Annotated in this window: 15 protein-coding genes; 12 read left to right on the forward strand and 3 right to left on the reverse strand. The window is 61.6% G+C overall.

All coding sequences use genetic code 11. From position 1 onward, the window contains the following. The first annotated feature begins 98 nt into the window (after window positions 1-98). From ACOYXI_RS00900 to ACOYXI_RS00930, 7 genes are all read left to right on the forward strand, one after another. On the forward strand, window positions 99-581 hold the full coding sequence (locus ACOYXI_RS00900) for a sigma-70 family RNA polymerase sigma factor (protein ID WP_027614027.1): 483 nt from the start codon (window positions 99-101) through the stop codon (window positions 579-581). Between the two features lie 134 nt (window positions 582-715). Beyond that, on the forward strand, window positions 716-2,050 hold the full coding sequence (locus ACOYXI_RS00905) for a lysine N(6)-hydroxylase/L-ornithine N(5)-oxygenase family protein (protein WP_097087697.1): 1,335 nt from the start codon (window positions 716-718) through the stop codon (window positions 2,048-2,050). 558 nt (window positions 2,051-2,608) lie between these two features. After that, window positions 2,609-5,308 (forward strand): magnesium-translocating P-type ATPase, encoded by a 2,700-nt coding sequence (mgtA, locus tag ACOYXI_RS00910; protein ID WP_225138208.1) that lies wholly within the window; start codon window positions 2,609-2,611, stop codon window positions 5,306-5,308. A 142-nt stretch (window positions 5,309-5,450) separates the two neighbouring features. Then, the gene (locus ACOYXI_RS00915; protein ID WP_007968289.1) at window positions 5,451-6,167 is read left to right on the forward strand and encodes an MgtC/SapB family protein; all 717 of its coding nucleotides are present in this window, start codon (window positions 5,451-5,453) and stop codon (window positions 6,165-6,167) included. 136 nt (window positions 6,168-6,303) lie between these two features. Continuing rightward, on the forward strand, window positions 6,304-6,738 hold the full coding sequence (locus tag ACOYXI_RS00920; RefSeq protein WP_134785897.1) for a chemotaxis protein CheY: 435 nt from the start codon (window positions 6,304-6,306) through the stop codon (window positions 6,736-6,738). A 142-nt stretch (window positions 6,739-6,880) separates the two neighbouring features. Next, window positions 6,881-7,513 carry a response regulator transcription factor gene (locus ACOYXI_RS00925; protein WP_098968015.1) on the forward strand — a complete coding sequence of 211 codons (633 nt, stop codon included), beginning with the start codon at window positions 6,881-6,883 and terminating at the stop codon, window positions 7,511-7,513. Between the two features lie 8 nt (window positions 7,514-7,521). Then, window positions 7,522-10,740: a transporter substrate-binding domain-containing protein gene (locus tag ACOYXI_RS00930; RefSeq protein ID WP_461674142.1), complete on the forward strand. Its 3,219-nt coding sequence runs from the start codon at window positions 7,522-7,524 to the stop codon at window positions 10,738-10,740. Window positions 10,741-10,744: 4 nt separating this feature from the next. Here the strand turns inward: ACOYXI_RS00930 and dkgB are convergent, their stop codons facing one another. Further along, window positions 10,745-11,548, reverse strand: coding sequence for a 2,5-didehydrogluconate reductase DkgB (gene dkgB, locus ACOYXI_RS00935; protein ID WP_210557522.1), 804 nt, complete (start codon window positions 11,546-11,548; stop codon window positions 10,745-10,747). 334 nt (window positions 11,549-11,882) lie between these two features. Here dkgB and ACOYXI_RS00940 point away from each other — a divergent pair, with 334 nt between their 5' ends. From ACOYXI_RS00940 to ACOYXI_RS00950, 3 genes are all read left to right on the forward strand, one after another. Beyond that, on the forward strand, window positions 11,883-12,749 hold the full coding sequence (locus tag ACOYXI_RS00940; RefSeq protein ID WP_461674143.1) for a pirin family protein: 867 nt from the start codon (window positions 11,883-11,885) through the stop codon (window positions 12,747-12,749). 208 nt (window positions 12,750-12,957) lie between these two features. Continuing rightward, window positions 12,958-14,400, forward strand: a complete 1,443-nt coding sequence (locus tag ACOYXI_RS00945) for a mechanosensitive ion channel domain-containing protein (RefSeq protein ID WP_098968018.1) — start codon at window positions 12,958-12,960, stop codon at window positions 14,398-14,400. A gap of 97 nt (window positions 14,401-14,497) precedes the next feature. Beyond that, on the forward strand, window positions 14,498-14,938 hold the full coding sequence (locus ACOYXI_RS00950; protein ID WP_027614017.1) for a carboxymuconolactone decarboxylase family protein: 441 nt from the start codon (window positions 14,498-14,500) through the stop codon (window positions 14,936-14,938). 151 nt (window positions 14,939-15,089) lie between these two features. On the opposite strand, the gene ACOYXI_RS00955 is transcribed toward ACOYXI_RS00950, so the two are convergent. Beyond that, the gene (locus tag ACOYXI_RS00955; protein WP_461674144.1) at window positions 15,090-16,682 is read right to left on the reverse strand and encodes a DHA2 family efflux MFS transporter permease subunit; all 1,593 of its coding nucleotides are present in this window, start codon (window positions 16,680-16,682) and stop codon (window positions 15,090-15,092) included. Then, on the reverse strand, window positions 16,679-17,800 hold the full coding sequence (locus ACOYXI_RS00960) for an HlyD family secretion protein (protein WP_461674145.1): 1,122 nt from the start codon (window positions 17,798-17,800) through the stop codon (window positions 16,679-16,681). Before ACOYXI_RS00960 ends, ACOYXI_RS00955 begins: the two co-directional genes overlap by 4 nt. Window positions 17,801-18,143: 343 nt before the next feature. Here ACOYXI_RS00960 and ACOYXI_RS00965 point away from each other — a divergent pair, with 343 nt between their 5' ends. Both ACOYXI_RS00965 and ACOYXI_RS00970 read left to right on the forward strand, forming a co-directional pair. Further along, complete coding sequence (locus ACOYXI_RS00965) at window positions 18,144-19,871, forward strand: ShlB/FhaC/HecB family hemolysin secretion/activation protein (RefSeq protein ID WP_098968021.1); 1,728 nt, start codon at window positions 18,144-18,146, stop codon at window positions 19,869-19,871. A 113-nt stretch (window positions 19,872-19,984) separates the two neighbouring features. Further along, window positions 19,985-24,454, forward strand: a complete 4,470-nt coding sequence (locus ACOYXI_RS00970) for a hemagglutinin repeat-containing protein (protein ID WP_461674146.1) — start codon at window positions 19,985-19,987, stop codon at window positions 24,452-24,454. Window positions 24,455-24,523 lie beyond the last annotated feature (69 nt).

The raw sequence follows: 24,523 nt of genomic DNA on the forward strand, positions 1-24,523 counted from the left end.
AATTACGCACCTCAGTTGCCACTATCTTGCTACCCGTGTTCGCGGGCCGTCGATCAGTGTGCTCAAGGATCGAATCCGCATCGAAGCGGCCGGGAGTCATGTTGGAAAACTACTATCGCGAGCTGGTGTGTTTCCTGAACGCCAAGCTCGGCAACCGTCAGGTCGCCGAAGATGTGGTGCATGACGCTTATGTGCGGGTTCTGGAACGCTCCAGCGACACGCCCATCGAGCAGCCCCGGGCCTTTCTTTATCGCACTGCGTTGAATCTGGTGATCGACGATCATCGGCGCAACGCCTTGCGCCAGGTCGAGCCACTGGAAGTGCTCGACAGCGAAGAGCGCTATTTCACCCCGTCGCCCCATGGCACTCTCGATCACGGCCAGCGTCTGGAGATGCTCCAGCGTGCACTGGCGGAATTGTCGCCGCTGTGCCGCGACAGTTTTCTGCTGCGCAAGATCGAAGGCCTGTCGCACCCGCAGATTGCCGAACAGCTGGGAATTTCCAAGGCACTGGTGGAAAAACACATCGTCAATGCGATGAAGCATTGCCGTCTGCGCATCAAGCAATGGGATGCCCATTGAGCCGCCATCGCTAAATTTTATTTCACTGTCCTCGTTCCTACTCAACAGACGACCTGCTGTCCTGCTCAAGGCCAGTCGGGTCACTTAGGCTCTCCTTTCCCCTTGTTGAGGGGTTCATCCAGAGGACACTGGAAATGACTCAGGCAATTGCATCGCCCATCGTTCACGACCTGATCGGCGTCGGTTTCGGCCCTTCGAACCTGGCGCTGGCCATCGCTCTGCAAGAGCGCGGCCCGACCCACGGCGAGCTGGATGTGCTGTTCCTCGACAAGCAGGCCAACTACAGCTGGCACGGCAACACCCTGTCGACCCAAAGCGAATTGCAGATTTCCTTCCTCAAGGATCTGGTGACCCTGCGCAACCCGACCAGCCCGTACTCGTTCGTCAATTACCTGAAGGCTCACGGCCGTCTGGTGGACTTCATCAACCTCGGCACCTTCTACCCGTGCCGCATGGAGTACAACGACTACCTGCGCTGGGTTGCCGGGCAGTTCACCGAGCAGAGCCGCTATGGCGAAGAAGTGCTGACCATCGAACCGGTGCTGCACAACCATCAGGTTGAAGCATTGCGCGTGATCTCCCGCGACAGCGAAGGCCAGCAGTTGGTGCGCACTGCGCGTTCGGTGGTGGTCAGCGCCGGCGGCACACCGCGTATTCCGGAGGCGTTCAAGGCGCTGAAGGGTGACAGCCGCGTGTTCCACCACTCGCAGTATCTGTCGCAGATGGCCAAACAGCCGTGTGTGAACAACCAACCGATGAGCATCGCGATCATCGGCGGCGGGCAGAGCGCGGCGGAAGCCTTTATCGATCTGAACGATTCGTTCCCGTCGGTGCAGGTCGACATGATCCTGCGCGGTTCGGCCCTCAAGCCTGCGGACGACAGCCCGTTCGTCAACGAAGTGTTCTCGCCGGAGTTCACCGATCTGGTGTTCCAGCAAAACAGCGCCGAGCGTGAGCGCCTGGTCAACGAGTACCACAACACCAACTACTCAGTGGTCGACATCGACCTGATCGAACGCATCTACGGCATCTTCTATCGCCAGAAAGTCTCGGGCATCGCCCGTCATGCGTTCCGTACCCTGACCACCGTCGAGAGCGCCACGGCCACCGAACGCGGCATCGAACTGGCGGTGCGCAACAACGCCACCGGCGAAGTCACCGTGCGTATCTATGACGCCGTGGTCCTGGCCACCGGTTACGAGCGGCAGATGCACCGCAAACTGTTGGCACCGCTGGAAGAATACCTCGGTGATTTCGAGGTCGATCGCAACTACAAACTGATCACCGACGAACGCTGCAAGGCCGGTCTGTACATGCAGGGCTTCTGCCAGGCCAGCCATGGCCTGAGTGATACATTGCTGTCGGTGTTGCCGGTGCGTGCCGACGAGATTGCCGGTTCGCTGTATGAGCATGGCAAGAACCGTGGGCATCGTTCGGTAGCGGATCTGTTGTTGGCGACGGCCAGCTGAGTTTTGCGTCGTCTGTAATACCGCTATCGCGAGCAGGCTCACTCCTACAATGTTCTGTGCACGCAGGACAACTGTAGGAGTGAGCCTGCTCGCGATAGGGCCATCAGAAATGCTGAAAATCCGAAACCTGAACCCTTCCTGAACATCCCCGACACACCTTCTTACACGGGTTTACTCATCCATCATCGAGGCGTAAGCTTCGCGCGTTTTCATCAATAGCGGAGACCCACAGTGGGTACTTGTTCGAGTGACAGTTGTCGGCCGGTCTCGGTAACCGGCAGATTCTCGGCAAGATAACGCGCAGCCTTTCTCTGCCGTTGTCTCGCCGTAAAGCGAGCAGCGGCATCCCGATCATGGTCAGTTGAGACCATGTCCCGACGTCCTTCTCATCGACACTGAAAGTATGTGATTTCGACCGTGTGGTCGCGATCGCAAACCTATCGACACGCCTGTCCTTTGTGATCGGCGCGCCAAGCCTTGCCGTGCCGGATTTTCCGGCGTACGAGGCGCGGTCGTACCTGCTCGACGGTTTCCCGGCTGACCATAGGGGCAACAGCCATGAAACTTACGCTCAAGGAATTTTTCGCAGGCTTCCTGCGCACACGCCACATCGCCCGGCACTTCCGCCGTCTGGCGCTGCTGGAATCGATCACCGACACCACGGTCAGCCGTGAAGTCCCGCCCACCCTGGCCAACACCCTGGTCGATGCAGCCCATCGCGACAGCGGTGAACTGCTGTCGTCACTGGGTACTCACACCGACGGCCTGACCGATTTTGAAGTCGACGCCCTGCGTGCGCAGTACGGCCTCAACGAAGTCGAACACGAGCAGCCGCTGCCATGGTGGACCCATCTGTGGCACTGCTACAAAAACCCGTTCAACCTGCTGCTGACCCTGTTGGCGGTGATTTCGTGGCTGACCGAAGACCTGAAAGCCGCCACGGTGATTTTCTCCATGGTGGTGCTGTCGACGCTGCTGCGCTTCTGGCAGGAAAGCAAATCCAACCAGGCCGCCGACGCGCTCAAGGCGATGGTCAGCAACACCGCCACGGTGATGCGCCGCGACGAGCCGCGCATCGAACTGCCGATCAAGCAGCTGGTGCCGGGCGACCTGATCGTGCTGTCCGCCGGCGACATGATTCCCGCCGACTGCCGGGTGCTCAGCGCCAAGGACCTGTTCGTCAGCCAGGCGGCGATGACCGGTGAATCGATGCCGGTGGAAAAATTCGCCCGTCAGGCCGACCGCGACACGCGCAATCCGCTGGAGCTGGAGAACATTCTGTTCATGGGCACCAACGTGGTGTCCGGCACGGCGGTGGCGGTGATTCTCACCACGGGCAACAGCACCTATTTCGGCGCGTTGGCACAGCGTGTGGGCGCAACTGACCGCGCGGTGACCTCGTTCCAGCTGGGCGTGAACAAAGTCAGCTGGCTGCTGATCCGCTTCATGTTCGTCATGGCGCCGCTGGTGCTGTTCATCAACGGTTTCACCAAGGGCGACTGGACCGAAGCGCTGCTGTTCGCGCTGTCGATTGCCGTGGGCCTGACCCCGGAAATGCTGCCGATGATCGTCACCTCGACCCTGGCCAAAGGTGCGGTGTTCCTGTCGCGCAAAAAGGTCATCGTCAAGCGTCTGGACGCGATCCAGAACTTCGGCGCGATGGACGTGCTGTGCACCGACAAGACCGGCACCCTGACCCAGGACAAGATCTTCCTCGCGCGCAATGTCGACGTCTGGGGTGAAGACTCCGATGACGTGCTGGAAATGGCCTACCTCAACAGCTACTACCAGACCGGGCTGAAAAACCTGCTCGACGTGGCGGTGCTGGAACATGTGGAAATTCACCGTGAACTGAAAGTCGGCACGGCATTTCGCAAGGTCGATGAGATTCCGTTCGACTTCAATCGCCGGCGCATGTCGGTGGTGGTCGAAGGGCGTGGCCAGCCACATCAACTGATCTGCAAAGGTGCGGTGGAAGAAGTGCTGGCGGTGTGCACCCGTGTGCAGCACGGTGACGTCGAGGAAGCCTTGAGCGATGAATTGCTGACCCGGATTCGTCAGGTCACCGCAGCATTCAACGCTGAAGGCTTGCGCGTGGTGGCAGTGGCTGCCCGCTCGATGCCGGAAGGTCGCGACACCTACAGCCTGGCCGATGAGCAGGAACTGACGCTGATCGGTTACGTGGCGTTCCTTGATCCACCGAAGGAAAGCACCGCGCCGGCACTCAAGGCTTTGGCCGAGCACGGTGTGGCGGTCAAAGTGCTGACCGGTGACAACGAACTGGTGACCGCGAAGATTTGCCGCGAAGTCGGTCTGGCCCAACAGGGCTTGCTGATGGGCAACGATGTCGAGCGCATGAGCGACGCCGAGCTGGCCGTGGCGGTAGAAAAAACCAACGTCTTCGCCAAGCTGACGCCGTCGCACAAGGAGCGCATCGTGCGCATCCTCAAGGGCAACGGGCATGTGGTCGGCTTCATGGGCGACGGCATCAACGACGCCCCGGCGCTGCGCACCGCCGACATCGGAATCTCGGTGGACAGCGCGGTAGACATCGCCAAGGAAGCCGCTGACATCATCCTCCTGGAAAAGAGCCTGATGGTGCTGGAGGAGGGCGTACTCGAGGGGCGGCGGACCTTCGCCAACATGCTCAAGTACATCAAGATGACTGCCAGCTCGAACTTCGGCAACGTGTTCTCGGTGCTGGTGGCCAGTGCGTTCATTCCGTTCCTGCCGATGCTGCCGATGCACCTGCTGGTACAGAACCTGCTCTACGACATTTCACAGATCGCGATTCCGTTCGACAACGTCGACAAGGAGATGCTGAAGAAGCCGCAACGCTGGCAGCCGGCTGATGTCGGGCGCTTCATGCTGTTCTTCGGCCCGATCAGTTCGATCTTTGACATCCTGACGTTCGCCTTGATGTGGTATGTGTTCGATGCCAACACCCCGGACCACCAGACCCTGTTCCAGTCCGGCTGGTTCGTGGTGGGGCTGCTGACCCAGACGCTGATCGTGCACATGATCCGCACGCCGAAGATTCCGTTCCTGCAAAGCCGTGCAGCCATGCCGCTGCTGGTGATGACCGGGATCATCATGGCGGTCGGAATCTTCCTGCCGATGGGGCCGCTGGCCAACTACTTCAAATTGCAGGCACTGCCGTCGATGTACTTCGTGTTCCTGCCGATGATCCTGCTGGCGTACATGGCGCTGACCCAGGCGGTGAAAGGCTTCTACATCCGCCGGTTCGGCTGGCAGTAACAACAGGACAACGCTGTTCCCTCTGTAGGAGTGAGCCTGCTCGCGATAGCAATCTGTCAGTCAAAATTTCAACGACTGACACACCGCTATCGCGAGCAGGCTCACTCCTACAGGGGATTCGGATGTTTTCAAGGACAAGACTATGCAAGCCATCAACAACCTCAACCTGACTTCTTTGCTCGACACGCTGGTCAGCCTCAGCGCAGCGTTCATCCTCGGTGGCCTGATCGGGTTCGAGCGCCAGTACCGGCAACGCACTGCCGGCCTGCGCACCAACGTGCTGGTGGCGGTCGGTGCGGCGATTTTCGTCGACATGGCCAACCGTCTCGGCGGTGCTGAAGGCGCGGTGCGGGTGGTCGCCTACGTGGTCTCCGGCATCGGCTTTCTCGGTGCCGGGGTGATCATGCGCGAAGAAGGCAACGTGCGCGGCCTCAACACCGCCGCGACCTTGTGGACGTCAGCCGCCGTTGGCGCCTGCGCCGGTGCCGACCTGCTGGCCGAAGCGGTGCTCGGCACGCTGTTCATTCTGGCCGCCAACACCTTGCTGCGGCCGATCGTCAACAACATCAACCGTCAGCCACTGGACGTGGTCTCGGCCGAAGTCACCAACATTGTCTATGTCATCGCCCGGCGCTCACAGCAGAAAGCCGTGTTCGCCCTGCTCGAAGCCGAGCTGGAACGCAGCAATTACCCGGCCAGCGATGTCGATGTACACGCCTTCGGTGCCGACGAAATCGAGATCGAAGCGACGCTGGCGACGACTTCGGTCGACGGCGATGAACTCGATGCGCTGGTAGCGCGGATTTCGACTTCAGCGCTGGTGGTGCAGGCGTTCTGGAGTCCGAGTACCACGGAATAAGGCAACAACCTCGAGCCGCCACTCGGCGTGGCTCATGAGTGCGGATGAATGACCGGTTTTTTAGGAAAAGTCCTACAGAACTGCTCCTGAGGCTTGCGTAGTCTTGGCGCACCCGTCCACCTCCACGAGATCGAGCATGATCAATAAAACCCTGCGCATCCTGATTGCCGATCCGCAGCATTTTCACCGGATGAAAATCGAGCGCCTGTTCAATGGCCTTGAATACTTCCGCATCGCTCCGGTACAGAGTCTGCTTGAGCTGCTGACCCTGGTGGAGTACGGCTGTGAACCCTTCGATGCGGTGGTTATCAACGCCGAGCTGGCGGCCGGATCGCTGGACCTGCCGGGGTTTTTCCTCAACAACCCGCATGTGCGCCACGCGCTGATCTATAACGAGCCCTCGGCGCCTGCGCTGACACCCGCCGGCTTCGCTCAGGAAAACCTGCAGATCAGCCCCGTCGCCTTGCCCAATGCGGCCGCGATCAAGCACCTGATGGCGCGGGTCGACGTTGCCCCGGTGTGTGCAGCTAATGCCTGGAACCCGGCGCCAGCCTTGCAACGCCGGGCTTGAGCACGAATTACGTTTTTGCGCAACTGTCAGATCTGACAGGTAGATACGACTGGCTTCCCGTGTAACAGTTCTTGCGCAGCCACCCCGGCGGAACAGCCGCTACCGGTGGCGCCATCGTTTTGTTTTTGCCCTGGGAGCGGTCATGAAGTCAGCGCTGATCGTCGACGATCATCCGGTGGTGCGGGCTGCCGTGAAACTTGTGCTCGAAGCCGAAAGGTTCAGGGTGATTCATGAAGCGTCGAGCGCCAGCGAAGCCCTGGAGCTTAGCCGTGAGCACAAACCGGAACTGGTGATACTCGATCTCAAGTTGCCGGGGGTGGGTGGACTGGAAGCGCTGGAGCGGCTCAAGGCCAACGACCCCGAATGCAGGGTGCTGATTTTTACTTCTCAGGATCCGCTGCACTATCAGGATCGCTGTCTGCGTAGTGGCGCCATGGGTTACGTGGCTAAAACCAACCAGTTGCTGCAATTGCACAAGGCTGTCCAGGCGCTGATGTCGGGCTACTCCTATTTTGCTGCACTGCCTGATAGCGGCTCTGTGTCGACCCCGTCGCACCGCAGCGAAAAACAGCTGATCGACGAGCTCTCCAACCGAGAACTGAACATTCTCGTGCAGTTGGCCCTGGGCAAGCCCAACAAGAAAATCGCCGCTGAAATGTTCCTCAGCCACAAGACCGTCAGCACTTACAAAACCCGCTTGATAAAAAAGCTGGGTCTGCACTCAAAGTCAGCGGTGTACTTGCGCGAATTCGCCAAGCGCAACGATTTGATCTGAGTAGCACAGTGAATCTGCGACGCTGGTGGTGCGTGCTCTGGTTGAGCATCACGGCCACCTGCTGGGCCAGTGAGTCGCCGCAGCCTCTGGAGTTGTTGAGCCAGGCAGCACTGGAGAACATTCAGGTCCCGCTCGACCCCCAGGATCAACAGTGGCTACGCCGCCATCCGACGTTGCGCATGGGGATTTCCGGGCCCGATTATCCACCGTTCGAGATCACGCGGAATCGGCAGGAGCTGGAAGGTCTCACCGCCGACTATGCCGAGTTGCTGGCGCAACTGCTCGGGGTTCGGATCGAGGTGCAACGCTACGCAAACCGCGACGCGGTGATGAGCGCACTCAAGCGCGGCGAACTCGATCTGCTGGGCACCTCGAACAATTTCGAGCTGGCCGATCCAGATTTCATCTTGTCGCGCCCCTATGCCGAAGACCAACCGATGCTGGTGACCCGGCTCGACGAAACGTTACCGGCCGACCTGGCAGGCAAACGCATCGCCATGGTCGAGGACTACCTGCCGCTGACCAGCGTGCAGGCGTTCTACCCCGACGCGAAGGTGCAGCGTTACTCCTCGGCAATGGATGCGCTGGGTGCGGTGGCGTTCGGTGTCGATGACGGCTATCTCGGCGATCTGATCAGTGCCAATTACCTGATCAACACCAATTACCGCAATGACCTGCAACTGGCCGGGCCCTCGGGCCTGGATGCCAATCCCTTCGGTTTCGCCCTGCTGCGCAGTGACGTGCGCCTCAAACGCATCATCGACAAGGCGCTGGCGGCGATTCCCATGGAGCGTCGTCAAATGATCGAGCAGCGCTGGAGCGCAGGGCGCGCGCAAATGGCCGCGCAGTCGCAGGTGCGCCTCAGTGCCAGCGAACAGCAGTGGCTGGAGCAACATCCGCGGGTGCGGGTCGGCGTGATCGAAGACTTCGCACCGCTGACGTTTTTTGATGCCGACGGACGATTCAACGGGCTGTCGGCGCAGTTGCTCAACCTGATCAGTCAGCGTACCGGGCTGCAATTCGAAGTGGTTCGGGGGCGTTCGCTGGATCGTCAGATTGAGCAGCTCAAGGCCGGTGAGCTCGACGTGCTGCCGGTGGTGACCCCGAGCAGCGAACGGGAAACCGAGCTGCAATTCACCCGTGCCTACCTGAATAATCCGTTTGTGCTGGTCAGCGCGACGACGGCCGGCAGCCCGCGCAGCCTCGCCGATCTGCCGGGCAAGCGGCTGGCGATTTATCGCGGTCATCCATTGCACGACTTTATTCTGCAGCAGGTGCCCGGGATTCGCCTGGTGGAGGTGCGCAGCCCGGCCGAGGGCATGGAGCAGATCGCCAAAGGCCAGGCCGACGTGACCGTCAGCTCGCTGCTGGTGGCGCGTTTCCTGATCGCCCGCCATTACCGCGAGCGCCTGCGCATCACCAACACGATCGGCGATCAGCCAGCACGCATTGCCCTGGCGACCGCAGCGCAGGATACGGCGCTGCACACGATTCTGAACAAGGCGTTGCTGAGCATCGCGCCGCAGCAGATGGACGAACTGGTCGAGCGCTGGAGCCATGACGTGGTCGTGGAAGAGAGCTACTGGCAGCGTCATCGCCGCGAAATCCTGCTGGCGTTTGCCGGTGCGGCAGGGCTGCTGTTGCTGGCCTTGGCCTGGATCGGTTTTCAGCGCTCGCAGCTGCGTCAGCGTCAGCAGTGGCTGCAACAGTTGCAGCAGGCCAAGGATGCCGCCGACGACGCCAATCGGGCCAAGACTACGTTTCTGGCAACCATGAGCCATGAAATCCGCACCCCCATGAATGCCCTGATCGGCATGCTCGAAATGGCCCTCAAGCGTGCCGAGGAGGGCGTCACCGACAAGCTGGCAATCGAGGTCGCGTCCGCTGCCGGCCAGCAATTACTGGCGTTGATCGGTGATATTCTCGATATCGCACGCATCGAGTCCGGGCATTTGTCCCTCGCGCCGCAGCGGGCCAATCTGCGCGAACAAGTGATCGCGGTGTGCCGCGTATTCGAAGGGCTGGCGCGGGAGAAACGCCTGCTGTGGCAGGTCGAACTGGATGCGCACAGTGACGTCGACGTCATGCTCGACCCGACACGCTTCAAGCAAGTGCTGTCAAACCTGTTGAGCAACGCGATCAAGTTCACCGAGCAGGGTCAGGTGAGCCTGCGTTTGTCATGCTCTGCGAGGCCGTCCGGGATCCTGGCGGTCGCGGTGGTGATTGCAGACAGCGGAATCGGCATCAGTGCCGATGACCGCAAACGCCTGTTCAGTCCGTTCGTCCAGGCCGCTAACCAGGGCCAGTCAGCGCGTAGCGGCTCGGGATTGGGCCTGGTGATCAGCCGTAACCTCTGCGAAATGATGGGCGGCACACTGCGCCTGGACAGCGAGCCGGGGCATGGAACGCGGGTTGAGGTAAACCTGCAACTGCCGCTGTTGACCGCGCTCGAACCCGAGACGGCAGGCCCGCAAGTGGCGGACACGCCAGCGCGTTCGCTGAGCGTGCTGGTGGTGGACGATCATCCGGTCAACCGCTTGCTCCTGTGCCGGCAACTGAGTGAACTGGGCCACGCTACGGTCGATGTCGAGGATGGTGAGCTGGGCTTGCAGCGCTGGCGAACACAGGCTTTCGATGTGCTGATCACCGATTGCAACATGCCCCGGCGCAACGGTTACGAACTCGCTCGGACACTTCGTGAAGAAGAGGCGGCGAGCGGTCGGGCACGCTGCCTGATCCTCGGCTTCACTGCCAACGCGCAGGTCGAGGAGAAAGTCCGTTGTCTTGAGGCCGGCATGGACGATTGTCTGTTCAAGCCAATTCGCTTGCACGATCTGCAACAGGCATTGAAGGCGGCCAGTCGCGGTGACGGTGACCAGCTGTCGGACCCGGCACCGCCGTTGCCCGAGATCGACCTGAGCGCGCTTGAGCAGATGGCCGGGGACAATCCTGCGGTGATGCAGCGCCTGCGCGAACAAGTGTTGCGCAGTCTGCACGACGATCTGCAACAGCTGGACGCTGCGCGCCAGCCACAGGATCTGAGCGAATTAAGCACCCTGGCGCATCACATCAAGGGCGGTGCGCAAATGGTCGGTGCCGCGCGGGTGGCGGCGGCGTGCGCGGAGCTCGAACAGGCGTGTCGCGACGCCGAAACCCTGACTGTCCACCGCTCGGTGGACACGCTGCGCAGGGCCATGCACGACCTCGCGCAGCGGCTTCAGGACTGAGCGATCAATCCCACTGCGGGGCAATGCCTTTCGGGCTGGTCAAACGATGGCCGCGCTCCAGACCGGCGATCAGCGCCATGTCGGATTCGCTCAGGGTCAGCGTGGTGGCGCCGAGGTTGCTTTGCAGGTTTGCGCGTTTGGTCGACGATGGAATCACCGCGTAACCCGACTGCATCGCCCAGGCCAGGGTGACTTGCGCCGGGGTCGCTTGCAGGCGTTCAGCAATCTGCCGGATCACCGGATCCTTCAGCACTTCGCCATAGGCAAGGGTCATGTAGGAGGTGATCTGGATGCCTTGGCTGCGGGCGAACTCGACCACTTTGCGGTTTTGCAGGTACGGGTGCAGTTCGATCTGGTTGGTGGCGATGTTTTCCGCGCCAACCGCTGCGATGGCTTGTTGCATCAAGTCGATGGTGAAGTTGGACACCCCGATCTGCCGGGTCAGGCCCAGACGCTTGGCTTCGAGCAGCACGCCCATGAATTCGGCGACTGGCACCTGATCTTCCGGCGACGGCCAGTGGATCAGCGTCAGGTCGAGGTAGTCGGTCTGCAGTTTCTGCAGGCTTTCCTTGAGGCTGTCGATGAGACGGTCCTTGGCGAAGTTGGCGATCCAGATCTTGCTGGTGATGAACAGCTCTTCGCGAGCAATGCCGCTGGCGGCGATGGCCTGGCCGACCTCGGCTTCGTTCTCGTAGATCTGCGCGGTGTCGATGGCGCGGTAACCGAGTTCAAGGCCGGTGCGCACCGAATCGATGACCACCTGACCTTGCAGGCGAAACGTACCCAGACCAAAAGCGGGAACAGACATTGATGACTCCAGGGTTGCAGTGGGAATGGGCAGGAGTATCCGCGTCTGCGTGCTTGGGAAAAACCGCTGCTGGGGCAAAGCACTGTTGAGCAGAAGTCATGAATCTTTCGCCGCCGGCAACACTCCTGTAGGAGCTGCGGCACGCTGCGATCTTTTGATCTTGTTTTTCAGGATCAACAGATCGCAGCGTACCGCAGCTCCTACAGGGCTTTGTGGATAGGTGCAGCACTGTTCTATAAGTGGAACAGTAAGGCCGGTTTTTACCGTCTAGTCCTTCAGCCGTCATGGATTTATGCTCAATCCATTGCGTCACCCACCTTTTCTGGAGGCAACCATGAAAAACATCATCGGTATCTACACCAGCCCTCGCGGCCATTGGGTCGGCGATGGTTTCCCGGTGCGCACTCTGTTTTCCTATGACAACCTGGGCAAACACATCAGCCCGTTCCTGCTGCTCGATCACGCAGGCCCGGCCGAATTCACCCCGACCACCGAGCGCCGTGGCGTCGGCCAGCACCCGCACCGTGGTTTTGAAACGGTGACCATCGTCTACGACGGCGAAGTGCAGCACCGCGACTCCACCGGCAGCGGCGGCACCATCGGCCCCGGCGATGTGCAGTGGATGACCGCCGCGTCCGGGATCCTCCACGAGGAGTTCCACTCGGATGATTTCGCCAGAACCGGCGGCAAGCTGGAAATGGTGCAGCTGTGGGTCAACCTGCCGGCCAAGGACAAAATGGCTGCGCCCGGCTACCAGACCATTCTCGACGGCGATATTCCCAATATCGCGCTGAAGGACGATGCCGGCCGGCTGCGGCTGATCGCTGGTGAGTTCGATGGGCATAAAGGCCCGTCGCACACTTTCACGCCGATCGACGTCTGGGACCTGCGGTTGAACGCCGGCAAGTTGCTGACGCTCGATCTGCACGAAGGGCGCAACACCGCGCTGGTGCTGTTGAAAGGTTCGGTGCAGATCAACGGCGTGGAAACCGCGGGTGTCGGGCAGTTGGTGCTGTTCGAGCGCGACGGTCGTCAGTTGACCCTTGTGGCCAGTGAAGACGCAGTGGTGTTGCTGCTCAGCGGCGAGCCAATCGACGAACCAATTGTCGGCCATGGCCCGTTCGTGATGAACACCGAGCAGGAAATTCATCAGGCATTCGCCGACTTCCAGTCGGGACGTTTTGGCCGGATGCACGGGTAAATTTCCCCCCTGTGGGAGCGGGCTTGCTCGCGAAAGCGCAGTGCCAGTCAATGCATGTCTGACTGATCCACCGCCTTCGCGAGCAGGCTCGCTTCCACAGGGGTTTTCCGGTGTTTTTGCGCTGGTGTTCTGCCTCTGAAATCAATTACTCCTACACTTGCCCAATCTGTGCGATCTTCTCGCGACCGGGCCCTGTCGGAGTGCTTTGATGTTGTCTTTTTTGACCGAACATCCGTTGTTTTGCGCGTTGATCCTGATCCTCCTCGATCTCGGGCTGTGGCGCCTGATCAGCTCCCGTGGCAGCGAGTGGAAGCTGCTGGTGCGGGTACTGATTTTCAGCCTGTTCAGCGTGCTGTTGTTCAACGAAGGCCTGAATCCGATGGAGCCGGCGCCGTGGGCCGACAACGTGCCGCTGCACCTGGCGGCGACCGGGTTGCAGATCGGCTGGTGGCTGTTCGGCGCGCGCACCCTGACCGTGCTGATCGGTGCGGTGATGATGCAGCGCGTCGGCCACACCGGGCGGCTGTTGCAGGATCTGCTCGGTGCGGTGATTTTCCTGATCGCGATTATCGCGGCGCTGGCCTATGTGCTGGATCTGCCGGTCAAAGGCGTGCTGGCGACGTCCGGGGCCTTGGCGATCATCGTCGGTCTGGCGTTGCAGAGCACCCTCAGCGATGTGTTTTCCGGGATCGTGCTCAACACCACCAAGCCCTATCAGATCGATGACTGGATTTCGATCGATGGCACCGAAGGCCGGGTCATCGACATCGACTGGCGCGCCACGCGTCTGCAGACCAGTCAGGGCAGCATGGCGGTGATTCCCAACTCGCTGGCGGCCAAGGCCAAGATCATCAACTTCAGCCGTCCGAGCAACATGTTCGGGGTGGCCGTCAGTGTCCAGGTCAGCCCGCATGCCCGGCCCAATACGGTGATCGATGCGCTGGAGCGGGCGATGCAGGGCTGCCGCCCGCTGCTGGACAATCCCTCGCCAAGCGTCGCGCTGAAAAGCTCCAGCAGCGCCGGTGCGGAATATGAAATCAGCGGTTTTGTCTCGTCGATGGATCAGAAGCGCTCAGTGCGCAATCAGCTGTTCGATCTGGCTTACCGGCATCTGCAGGCATCCGGGATCAATCTGTTGTCGAGTATCGAACCGATCGTCGCCGGCAACCTCTCGCGGCCACGGGCGCTGCTCGACAGTTCGCCGATTTTCTCCACGCTGCGCCAGGAAGAGAAAGACACCTTCAGCCAGAACATGACCCTGCAAACCTTCCGTGCCGGCGAGACGATCCTCGACGCCGGGGAGGTCAGCGATCATTTGTTCATCATCGAATCGGGCGTGGTCAGCGTGACCTTGACTCGCCATGGCAGCCCGTTCGAATCCGGGCGCATGGGGCCGGGGGAGGTGATCGGCGAGGCCGGGATTCTGTCCGATTCATCAGTGCCGGCGACCTTCGCGGCGAAAACCTTCTGTGCGCTGTACCGCATCGAGAAGACCTACCTGAAGCCGTGTCTGGATGCCCGCCACGACATCAATGAGGCGATGAAAGCCTTGCTCGATTATCGCCTGCACAAGGCCCAGACCCTGACGCAGGACGTGCCGACCGTGGTGGCGAAAACCGGGTTCCTGCACTGGTTGCGCAATCGCGTGTGACAGGGTGGTCTACTCGTCTTCCGGGAGATTGGCTATTTGTCCGGGGCAAGTGCGGGACTACCTTAGTCACACATTCACTGGCCCCGGAAACTCAATCATGAAAGCTCGTACCGATTTCTACACCGCCTCCCCAGACGCCCTGAAAGCGATGATCGCCCTGGAAACCGCGGTCTCGAAACTGCCGCTGGAAAAGACCCTGATCGAACTGGTCAAGCTGCGCGCTTCGCAGATCAACGGCTGCGCCTTCTGCATCGACATGCACACTGCGGACGCGATCAAGGGGGGCGAAACTCCGCGCCGGCTGTTCGCCGTGACCGCATGGCGTGAAGCGCCGTTCTTCACTGAGCGCGAACGCGCTGCGCTGCTGTGGACCGAATCGCTGACCCAGCTGAGCCTGACCCACGCCCCGGACGAAGACTACGACATCGTCGCGGCGCAATTCACGCCCAAGGAAATGGTCGACCTGAGCGTGGCGATCAGCACCATCAACAGCTGGAACCGTCTGGCGGTGGGCTTCCGCAAAACCCCACAGCTCTGACAGTTCACGGTCGAAAACTGTGGGAGCGGGCTTGCTCGCGAAGGCGTCGTGTCAGTCACCTTAGTGGTTATCTGACACACCGCCTTCGTCGGATCGCCGCCCGGAGCAAGCCCGCTCCCACAGTGAAAAGTGCAAAACTTCAGAAGGGTGATCAATGCGCATCTGCACTCGGCGCGGCCGGTGGTTGTACCTTGCGCATCAAGGGCACCATCGCCGTGGCAATGATGAAGCACAGCATGATCATCAAAAAGGTATCGCCGTAGGTCTGGGTCTGCGCCTCGCGGTAGGTCAGCAGCCACAGTTGACGCAGGCCTGCGGTGACGCCGACGTCACCACTCTGACCCTGTGTCGCCAGATTGCCACCGACCTGCGCCAGCCACTGATTCATCGCCTCGTTGCTGCTGTTCAGATGCTCGGCCAAGCGGGTGAAGTGCAGGTTGGTGCGGTCATTGAGAATGGTCGCGCACGCAGCAATGCCGATCGCCCCGCCCAGATTGCGCATCAGGTTGAACAGCCCCGAAGCGTGCTTCAAGCGCGCCGGTGCCAAACCTCCCAGAGTCAGTGTCACTGCCGGCGGCACCGCCAGTTGCTGGGCGATCCCGCGCAGCGCTTGCGGTAGCATCAACTGGCCGGAACCCCAGTCGTGGGTGATCGGACTGAACTCCCACATCGACACGGCAAACAGGCCCAGGCCGATCATCATGATCCAGCGCAGATCCATGCGATTGGCGAGAAAGGCGTACAGCGGAATCGCCATGATCTGGAACACCCCGGTGGAAAAAACCGCCAGACCAATGTCCAGCGCGCTGTAGCCTCGCACCCGGCCGAGAAACAGCGGGGTCAGGTAAATCGTTGCGAACAGACCAATCCCGGTGACAAAGGAAAAGAAGCAGCCCAAGGCAAAGTTGCGATCCTTGAGCGCGCGCAGATCGACGATCGGATTGGCCACGTGCAAGGTGCGCCCGATGAAGGCCAGACCTGCCAGACCGCTGATCCATGCCGTGATCAGAATCGTTTGATCGCTGAACCAGTTCCAGCGCGGGCCTTCTTCGAGGGTGTATTCCAGGCAGCCGAGAAACAGCGCGAGAAACACCATGCTCAGGTAGTCTGCGCCCTTGAGCAGCGACAGCTCCGGCTGGTCGATCTTCACCAGCATCGGCACGGCCACGGCGACGAAAATCCCCGGCACCAAGTTGATGTAGAACAGCCAGTGCCACGATGAAATGTCGGTGATCCAGCCGCCGATCACCGGCCCCAACGTCGGCGCCAGCGACGCCACCGCACCGATGGTTGCGGCGGCGATCACCCGTTGTTTGCCGGTGAAGAAAAAGAACGCGGTGGTGAACACCAACGGAATCATCGAGCCGCCAAGAAAACCTTGCAGCGCCCTAAAGGCGATCATGCTCTGGATGTTCCAGGCCACGCCGCAGAGCAGGCTGGCCAGGGTGAAGCCGACCGCCGAGGCGCAAAACAGCCAGCGCGTGGAGAACACCCGCGACAGCCAGCCCGACAGTGGAATCACGATGATTTCGGCGATCAGGTAACTGGTCTGCACCCACGCCGTTTCATCAGTGCCGGCCGAGAGCCCGCCGCCGATGTCGCGCAGCGAGGCCGAGACGATCTGGATGTCCAGCAGCGCAATGAACATGCCGATGCACATGGTGGCGAAGGCGAACACTTTGGTCGCGGTGGCCATGTCGGCGGCGCTGAACGGTTGCGCCGGGGCGGTGAGGGCGGTGCTCATGGCGCGACGGCCACGGCGCTGGTTTCGGCTTGCGCGCGGGTGTCGACTTCAGCGGTCACCGATAGCCCCGGCCGCAGATGGCCGAGCACGCCATCAGCCGGATCGAGGAGGATTCGCACCGGTACCCGCTGGACGATTTTGGTGAAGTTGCCGGTGGCGTTCTCCGGCGGAAGCACGCTGAATTGCGAGCCGGTAGCCGGGGCGAGGCTGTCGAGGCGGCCGTGGAATTCCTGGCCGGAGAGCACGTCGGCACGGATGCTCACCCGTTGCCCGGGTTTCATCCGCGCCAGTTGATCCTCCTTGAAATTGGCATCGACCCACAGACCGCTGGCCGGTACCACCGACAGCTGTTGCGAACCCGCCTGGGCATAGGCGCCGACCCGCGCGCGGCGGTTGCCGATCACGCCGTCAACCGGCGCGCGCAGCTCGGTGTAGCCGAGGTTCAGTTGCGCCAGATCACGCTCGGCGCGGGCTTGTTGCAGGGCGGCGCGGGCCTGTTGTTTCTGGGTGTCGATCACCGCCAGTTGGCGCTGTGCGGCAAGCAATTCGGCCTGGGCGCGGGCACTCAGGGCCTGGGCGGTCTTGAAGGTGGCGTCGGCGCGTTGGGCGCTTTCCACCGACACGGCATTGGTGCTGACCAGACGTTTGTAACGCGCATTGTCATCCCGCGAGCGGGCGGTTTCGGCACCGGCGGCATCGATGCCGGCGCGGGCCTGGCCGATCACCGCTTGCTGCAGTTGTTCAGTGGCGTCGAGGTTGGCCAGCAGCGCCTCTTCGGCGGCAACGGCGCCCTCGGCTTTGGCGAGGTTGGCGCGATAGTCGCGCGCGTCGAGGCGAATCAGCACCTCACCGGCCCTCACCGATTGGTTGTCGCTGACCAGCACTTCTTCGATGTAACCGGCGACCTTCGGCCCGATCACCGTCACGTCGCCACCGATGTAGGCATCGTCAGTCTCTTCAAGAAAACGCCCGGTGCCCCACCAATGACTGGCGTAAACGCCGACCACGACCAGCGCGACCAAGCCAGAGCCGGTCAGCAGCAGGCGTTTGCGCAGTGGCGGCTTGGCGGGGGTGACCGGGGCAGACAGGTCTGGCTCAAGGGTGGGCATACTGGTCATTGCGTAATACCTGCAGAAACGGGCTGTTATTACGGCTGTAATATGACGCAAGTAATATTTTGTGGCAATTATGTTTTTGTGCCGATCGTCAGTTGCTTACCCGGCCTCGGGGTTTGGAGCGGTTTCGACAAACGACAGCGCCCGTAATACGGGGCCAAATCTTCGAGAACTCGATGAAAGCCCTCGGGGAACCCCTGAGGGACTGACGTTGAACACAGCAAAATCAAATGTTTAAGAAATGTAAGCGTTGTAGGAAGCGTCTTGCATTTGTGTAGGAAGGCTCTGACTATCACTCGCATTGATGAGGTGGCATTACGCTACTTTATGATTGCAAGGATGTTGCGTGCCGTATTTGCTTTGCGCTGTTTTCCGTCGTCGTTCCACGCTTTGCCCGCTGTTGTCGGCCTTTGTGTTGAGTGTGTGTGCCTCCTCGATTCAAGCGGCTGATCCTGTTGCGCCGGGCCAGGAAGTGCTGCGCCAGCAGCAACAGCAACAGCGCGATCTGCAACAACTGCAAATGGAACAACGCAAGCGCCAACTGGAGCGCGGTGCGTTCGGCCCGGCACCGGTCACCCCGGCGATCCCGCAAACCGTCACCCCCGATGAGCGCTGCTGGCCGCTAAGTGGCACGCGTATCGGTGGCGTCACGCTGATCGACAGCGCCAAGCTCAACGCCCGGATCAAACCGCTGCTGGCGCCGTGCATGGGCGTCGGCCAGATCAACCATCTGCTGGCGACCATCACCGCGAGCTACGTCGAGCAGGGCTACATCGCCAGCCGCCCGTACCTGTTGAGCGCGCCGGCGGCGGGGCAGTCGCTGGACATCATGATCGACGAGGGCTACATCGAGTCCATCGAACTGGCCGATCAGAGCCTGCCCGTTTCGCTGGGCGGCGCGTTCCCGCACATGCTCGGCCAGCCGCTGAACCTGCGCGATCTGGAGCAGGGCCTGGATCAATTGAACCGCTTGCGCTCGATCGACCTGACCGCCGACATCGCCCCCGGCAGCCAGCCCGGCGCGTCGCGAATCATCCTGCGCTCGCGCACCTCCGGGCAGTCGCGCTGGGCGTTGGGCCTGGGCATGGACAACCTTGGCAGCGCCAGCACCGGGCGGGATCGCAATACCGTCAGCCTGAGCTTCGACAGCCCGCTGCAACTCAACGATCTGTTGAGCCTCAGTGCCAGCGACACGTTGAATCAGGGCGACCGCTACAGTCGCAACGCCAGCCTGTATTACGCGATTCCCTACGGCTACTGGACCTACAGCGCGTTCGCCAGCCACGCCGAATACCGCGCGCCGTTCAAACTGCCCAGTGCGACCTTGTACAGCACCGGCCTCACCGATCAACTGAGCCTGCGCGCCGACCGCGTGTTGTGGCGCGACCAGAGCCGTCAGCTCAGCGCCAACCTGCAACTGGCACACAAGGACGTCGACAGCTATCTGGAAAATGTCCGTCTGGGCATTCAAAGCCCGACCCTGACCGTGGCCGAAGCCGGACTCAATCTGTTCTGGCTCGACCGTGCGGTGTGGAACCTCGACTTCACCTATTCGCAAGGCCTGCGCTGGCTGGGCGCTGATGACGACGCCAATCATGCGGTCAACAATTTGCCCAAAGCGCAGTTTCGCAAGTACCGCGCTGGCCTCAGCCAATGGCGCAACGGCCAGTTCGGCGCGCAAGCGTGGCAGTGGCAGAGCCAGCTCAATCTGCAATACAGCCCCGACCCGTTACCGGCCATCGAACAGTTGCTCGGCACCGATGATTCGGCGGTGCGCGGCTATCGGGTCAGCAGCGCATCCGGGGCCAGCGGCGCGATCTGGCGCAACACCTTGCGTCTGCCGCTGCGTAGCGATTGGCCGGTGCAGATCACCCCGCGCGTGGGCCTGGACAACGGCTGGCTCAAGGCCGACCACGGCGCCCAGGGCCAGCGCCTGAGCGGCGCCAGCGTCGGGCTGAATCTGGGCTGGAAGAATCTGCAAGTGGACGTCGATTACCAACGCGCCCTCAACACCCCCAACGGTTTGCAGCACGAGCCAGAGACCTGGCTGATGCGCGTGGGGTTGCAGATATGAGCACCAGCGAGACTCATCAAGCAGTGAACAAACCGCCGTCGGATCTGAGCGCGACAGCCACGGCCAAGACCAAATCGCGTGCCGTGATGCCGTACTTACATGGAGACGTTTTTATGCCAGCACACACCTTTGCATTCCATCTTTCTCCTCGGGGCAAACTGCGCTGGGCGATCGCCAGCCTGTTCTTCGCCGTGCACCTGCCCAGCGCCATCGCCGGCGGTGTGGTGGTCGCTCCCGGCCCCGGCGGCACCGCGCAACTGCAGACCCAGGGCGGCGTGCCCATCGTCAACATCGTCGCGCCCAACGGCTCGGGCCTGTCGCACAACCAGTTCCTCGACTACAACGTCGACCGTCAGGGTCTGGTGCTGAACAACGCCTTGCAGGCCGGGCAATCGCAGCTCGCCGGGCAATTGGCAGCCAACCCGCAACTGCAGGGGCAGGCCGCGAGCGTGATCCTCAACGAGGTGATCAGCCGCAACCCTTCGGCCATCAACGGCGCCCAGGAAATCTTCGGCCGCGCCGCCGATTACGTGCTGGCCAACCCCAACGGCATTTCGGTGAACGGCGGCAGTTTCATCAACACGCCTAACGCCAGTCTGCTGGTCGGTCGTCCGGAGTTGAACGACGGCAAACTGCAAGCCTTGAACACCCGCGACGCCAGCGGTCAGTTGCAGATCCAGAGTGGCGGCCTGCGTAACGCCGAGGGTTCGGTCAATCTGATCGCCCCGCGTATCGACAGCCAGGGCCGCATCGATGCCCGCGATCAGTTGAACCTCACCGTCGGGCGCAATCAGGTCGATTACGCCAGCGGTCAGGTCAAAGCCGTGGACCCGGCGGGCAATACCCAGGATCAGCGCATCGACGCCAGCCTGTTCGGCGCGATGCAGGCCGGGCGCATCAATATCGTCAGCACCGCCGAAGGCGCGGGCGTGCGTGTGGGGGCGGTGCAAGTGGCCGGGCGTGACGGCGTGCAGATCCGTTCCGCTGGCGATCTCAGCGTCAGCGGTGAAGCCATCCCCAACAGCCTCGAAGTGACGCGTGCCAGCATTCGCAGCAGTCAGGGTGATGTCGGCCTGCACAGCGGCAACGACCTGACGCTGGCCGCCACCGATGTCAGTGGTCGCGACGTCAACGTCAATGCCAAGCGCAACCTGACCCTGAGCACCGTAGAAAGCCGCAAGCTTCAGGAAAAACGCGAGAACTGGAGCAACAGCACCATCGGCATCACTTGGGAAACCTACGACCGGACCCAGACCGACAGTGAAACTCGCCAGCACGGCAGCCAGATCGTCGCCAGCCGCGACGTCAAGCTGACCTCCGGCAAAGACACCGAACTCAAAGCGGCCAAGGTTGAAGCGGCGAAAAATCTCGATGTGCAGAGTGGCGGCGATCTGCGCCTGACCGCGGCCACCGAAAGCCACACCCAGACTGATCAGGGCAACCATCGCAAGCATCTGTGGAAGGCCGACTGGAACAACAGCAGCGAAGAACAGCGCAGCATCGGCAGTCAGTTGAAGGGCGGCAATATCGCTCTGCAAACCGCCGCGTTGCTGCGCGCCGAAGGTGCCGAACTGAACAGTGCCGGCGATGTGAAACTGGCGGGCAAGCAAGTGGACGTCACCACGGCCACCCGCACCAGTCGCAGCAATAACAACAGTTACTCCGGCGACCTGGTTGGCGGCGGATTCTTCGGCAAGACCGGTGATGCCGACAAGGGCCAGACCCGGCATCAGGGCAGCAAAATCAATGCGGCCGGCAAACTGATCGTCAAGGCTGACGACGTGCGCATCAGCGGCAGCCAGGTCCGTGGCGGCACCGAGGCCAGCGTGATCAGCGATCAGGGTTCGCTGGTGATCGACGGTGTGCAGGACACCTCGCACAGCAACAACCACGACAAGGACAGCAAGTTCTTCGGCATCACCAAGGACGAGTCGCGGCAGAACGCCAGGGACAGCACCACGGTGCGCAGCGAGCTGGTTTCCGACAGCAATCTCAAGCTCAAAAGCGCCAAGGACATCGAAGTGGCCGGCTCCACGGTCAAGGCTGGCGGCGCGCTGACGGCGGACGCTGCGGGGGATGTGAACGTGCATTCCACGCAGAACAGCCACGACAGCAGTTCGACCACCGAGACCCGTGGCTTCGATGCCTACGCCAAAGAGCAAACGCCGGAGCAATATCGCGCCGGGGTGCACTACGAAGACAAGCAGCAGACCGTCACCCGTAACGACGTCAACCAGCAAGGCTCCAGTCTCAGCGGCGGCAGCGTGCAGGTGAAGGCCGGCGGCGACCTGACAATCAAGGGCGGTGAAGTCAAATCCACGGCCGGCGACACCACGCTGAGCGGCAAGAACGTGTCGTTGCTGGCCGAACAGGACAGCCACAAAACTTCGACCGACACCTCCAGCACCGGCGGTGGTTTCTACTACACCGGTGGCCTCGACCGCGCTGGCAGTGGCGTCGACTTTGCCCACAGCACCACGCAAGACAGCAGCAGCAAAACCACCGCGCAAACCACCCACGTGCAAAGCAGCGGCAGCCTGAACATCAATGCCGACAAACTGCTGACCGAAGGCGCGCAGGTCAAGGCTGGCAACGGTCTGAACGTCGCGGCCAACGAGGTCGACAACCGCGCCGCCAGCAACACCGAAAGCAGCACTCACAACCAGAGCAACTGGTCGGCGGACATCGGCGCCAACGTCGAGTACAAGGACATCGCCCGCCCGATTGCCGGTGCGGTCAAGGATGTGCTCAACGGCAAGGTGCCGGACAAGGAAGCCCTGAGCAATCTCGGCCAGCCGAACGTCGGCCTCGACGTGGCGATCGGTCACGGCAGCGCCGACAAGACCGAGCAGAGCAGCAACGCTGTGGTCAGCCGTTTCGACGGCGGCAGTGTCGACGTGAAAACCGCCGGCAACCTGCACGACCAGGGCACCCAGTACAGTGCGAGCAACGGCATGGTCAACATCAGCGCTGACAAACTGGTTGCCGATGCCGCGAGCAACACTCACAGCAGCACCGATAACTCGGTGGACGCCAAGGTCGACGTGCGCGTCTACACCAAGACCGGCGAGGACGTGAACGTCGCCGGCAGCGGCGCGGGTGGCAACAGCTACAGCAGCAAGGACAGCAGCACCGCAGTGGTCGGCGGTTTTGCCGGCAGCCAAGGCGTGAACATCAAGGTGGGCGGTGATGCGCAGTTCGCTGGCAGCCGTTTCGACGGCGGGCAGGGCGGTGTGAACATCAAGACCGGCGGCGATCTGGCGCTGAATCAGGCTACCGACCGCCAGAGCAGCAGCGACTCCAGCCTGCGCGGCAACGGCTCGCTGACGGTCGGCACCTTGCCGGGCACCGACGGCACCAACGTCGACCTCGGCGCTGGCTTCCAGCTTGATCACACCGGCAAGCAGACCAATGACACCCAGGCTCACGTGGCGAGCATCAGCGGCAACGGCCCGGTGCAACTGAGCAGCGGTGGCAATCAGGTTCAGCAAGGCACGCAGATCGACAGCGTCGGCGGCATTGAGCTGCACGCTGACGGCAAACTCGATCTGCAAGCGGCCGTTGATACCCACACCGCGACTGGCAGCAATCTCGGCGGCGGCTTGAAGGGCGGCGGCAGCAAATCCAGCAGCGAGAAGAGTCGCGATCAGGGCGGTAATCTGAGCGGTAACTTCAACATTGGTCGGGTCAACGAAAACTCGCAAACCCTGACCGGTGGCCAGCTCAACAGCCAGAGCAACGTCGCCTTGAGCGGTGACGCGGTGCACCTGCAAGGCACGCAAGTCAGCGCGCCGAACGTCAGCATCGATGCGCAGAAGGGCGGTTTGGTTCAGGAATCGGCGCAGTCCACCGAGAGCCGCAACAACTGGAACGTCGCGCTGAATGCCGGCGGCAACCTGAGCAGCAAGACCCCGACCGCAGCCGATGAAAAGGCCAGCAGTGACCACGGCTTCAACGCCGGGGCCAAGGTCGGCGTCGATTACCTGCAAGGCACCACCCAGCAAAACAGCCAGATCAAGGCTGACAGCGTGGTACTCAATAGCGCAGGCGATGCACAACTGTCTGGCGCGCGGATCGACGCGAACACTGTCGGCGGCAAGGTTGCCGGTAATCTGACCGTCGAAAGCCGTCAGGACTCGAAGACGCAGGCCAAGGTCGATGTTGATCTGGGCCTGACGGCGAAGAAAAATCCACCGAGCGACAAGGAAAAGCTCGCCGGCACCGACTATAAACCGACGCTGAAAGCGCAAGGCGAATACGCGCACAAGGACAGCGTGGTGCAGGCGTCCGGCATCAGTGGCAATCAGGGTGTGAAGTTGAACGTTGGTGGTGGTACGCAGCTGACCGGCGCACGGATTTCATCGACGGACGGCAAGGTCGATCTGGGCGCTTCGAAGGTCGTTGGCAGCGATCTGGTCAACCGTGAATATGGGGTGAAAGCCGGACTGGACCTGCCGCAGAAAACCGAGGAGAACGCACCGAAGGTATCGTTCGATAACGGCAATCTGAAAGTCGGTCCGGTGACCCTGAGCGGCAATCTGGACAGCCAGACCCTACAGGCCGGGATCGACGAAAAAGGCTGAGCAGCACCGCTGTAAAAACTGTGGGAGCGGGCTTGCTCGCGAAGGCGGTGGTTCAGTCGATAAATTAGC

It is taken from the genome of Pseudomonas sp. G3-19, assembly GCF_054855875.1.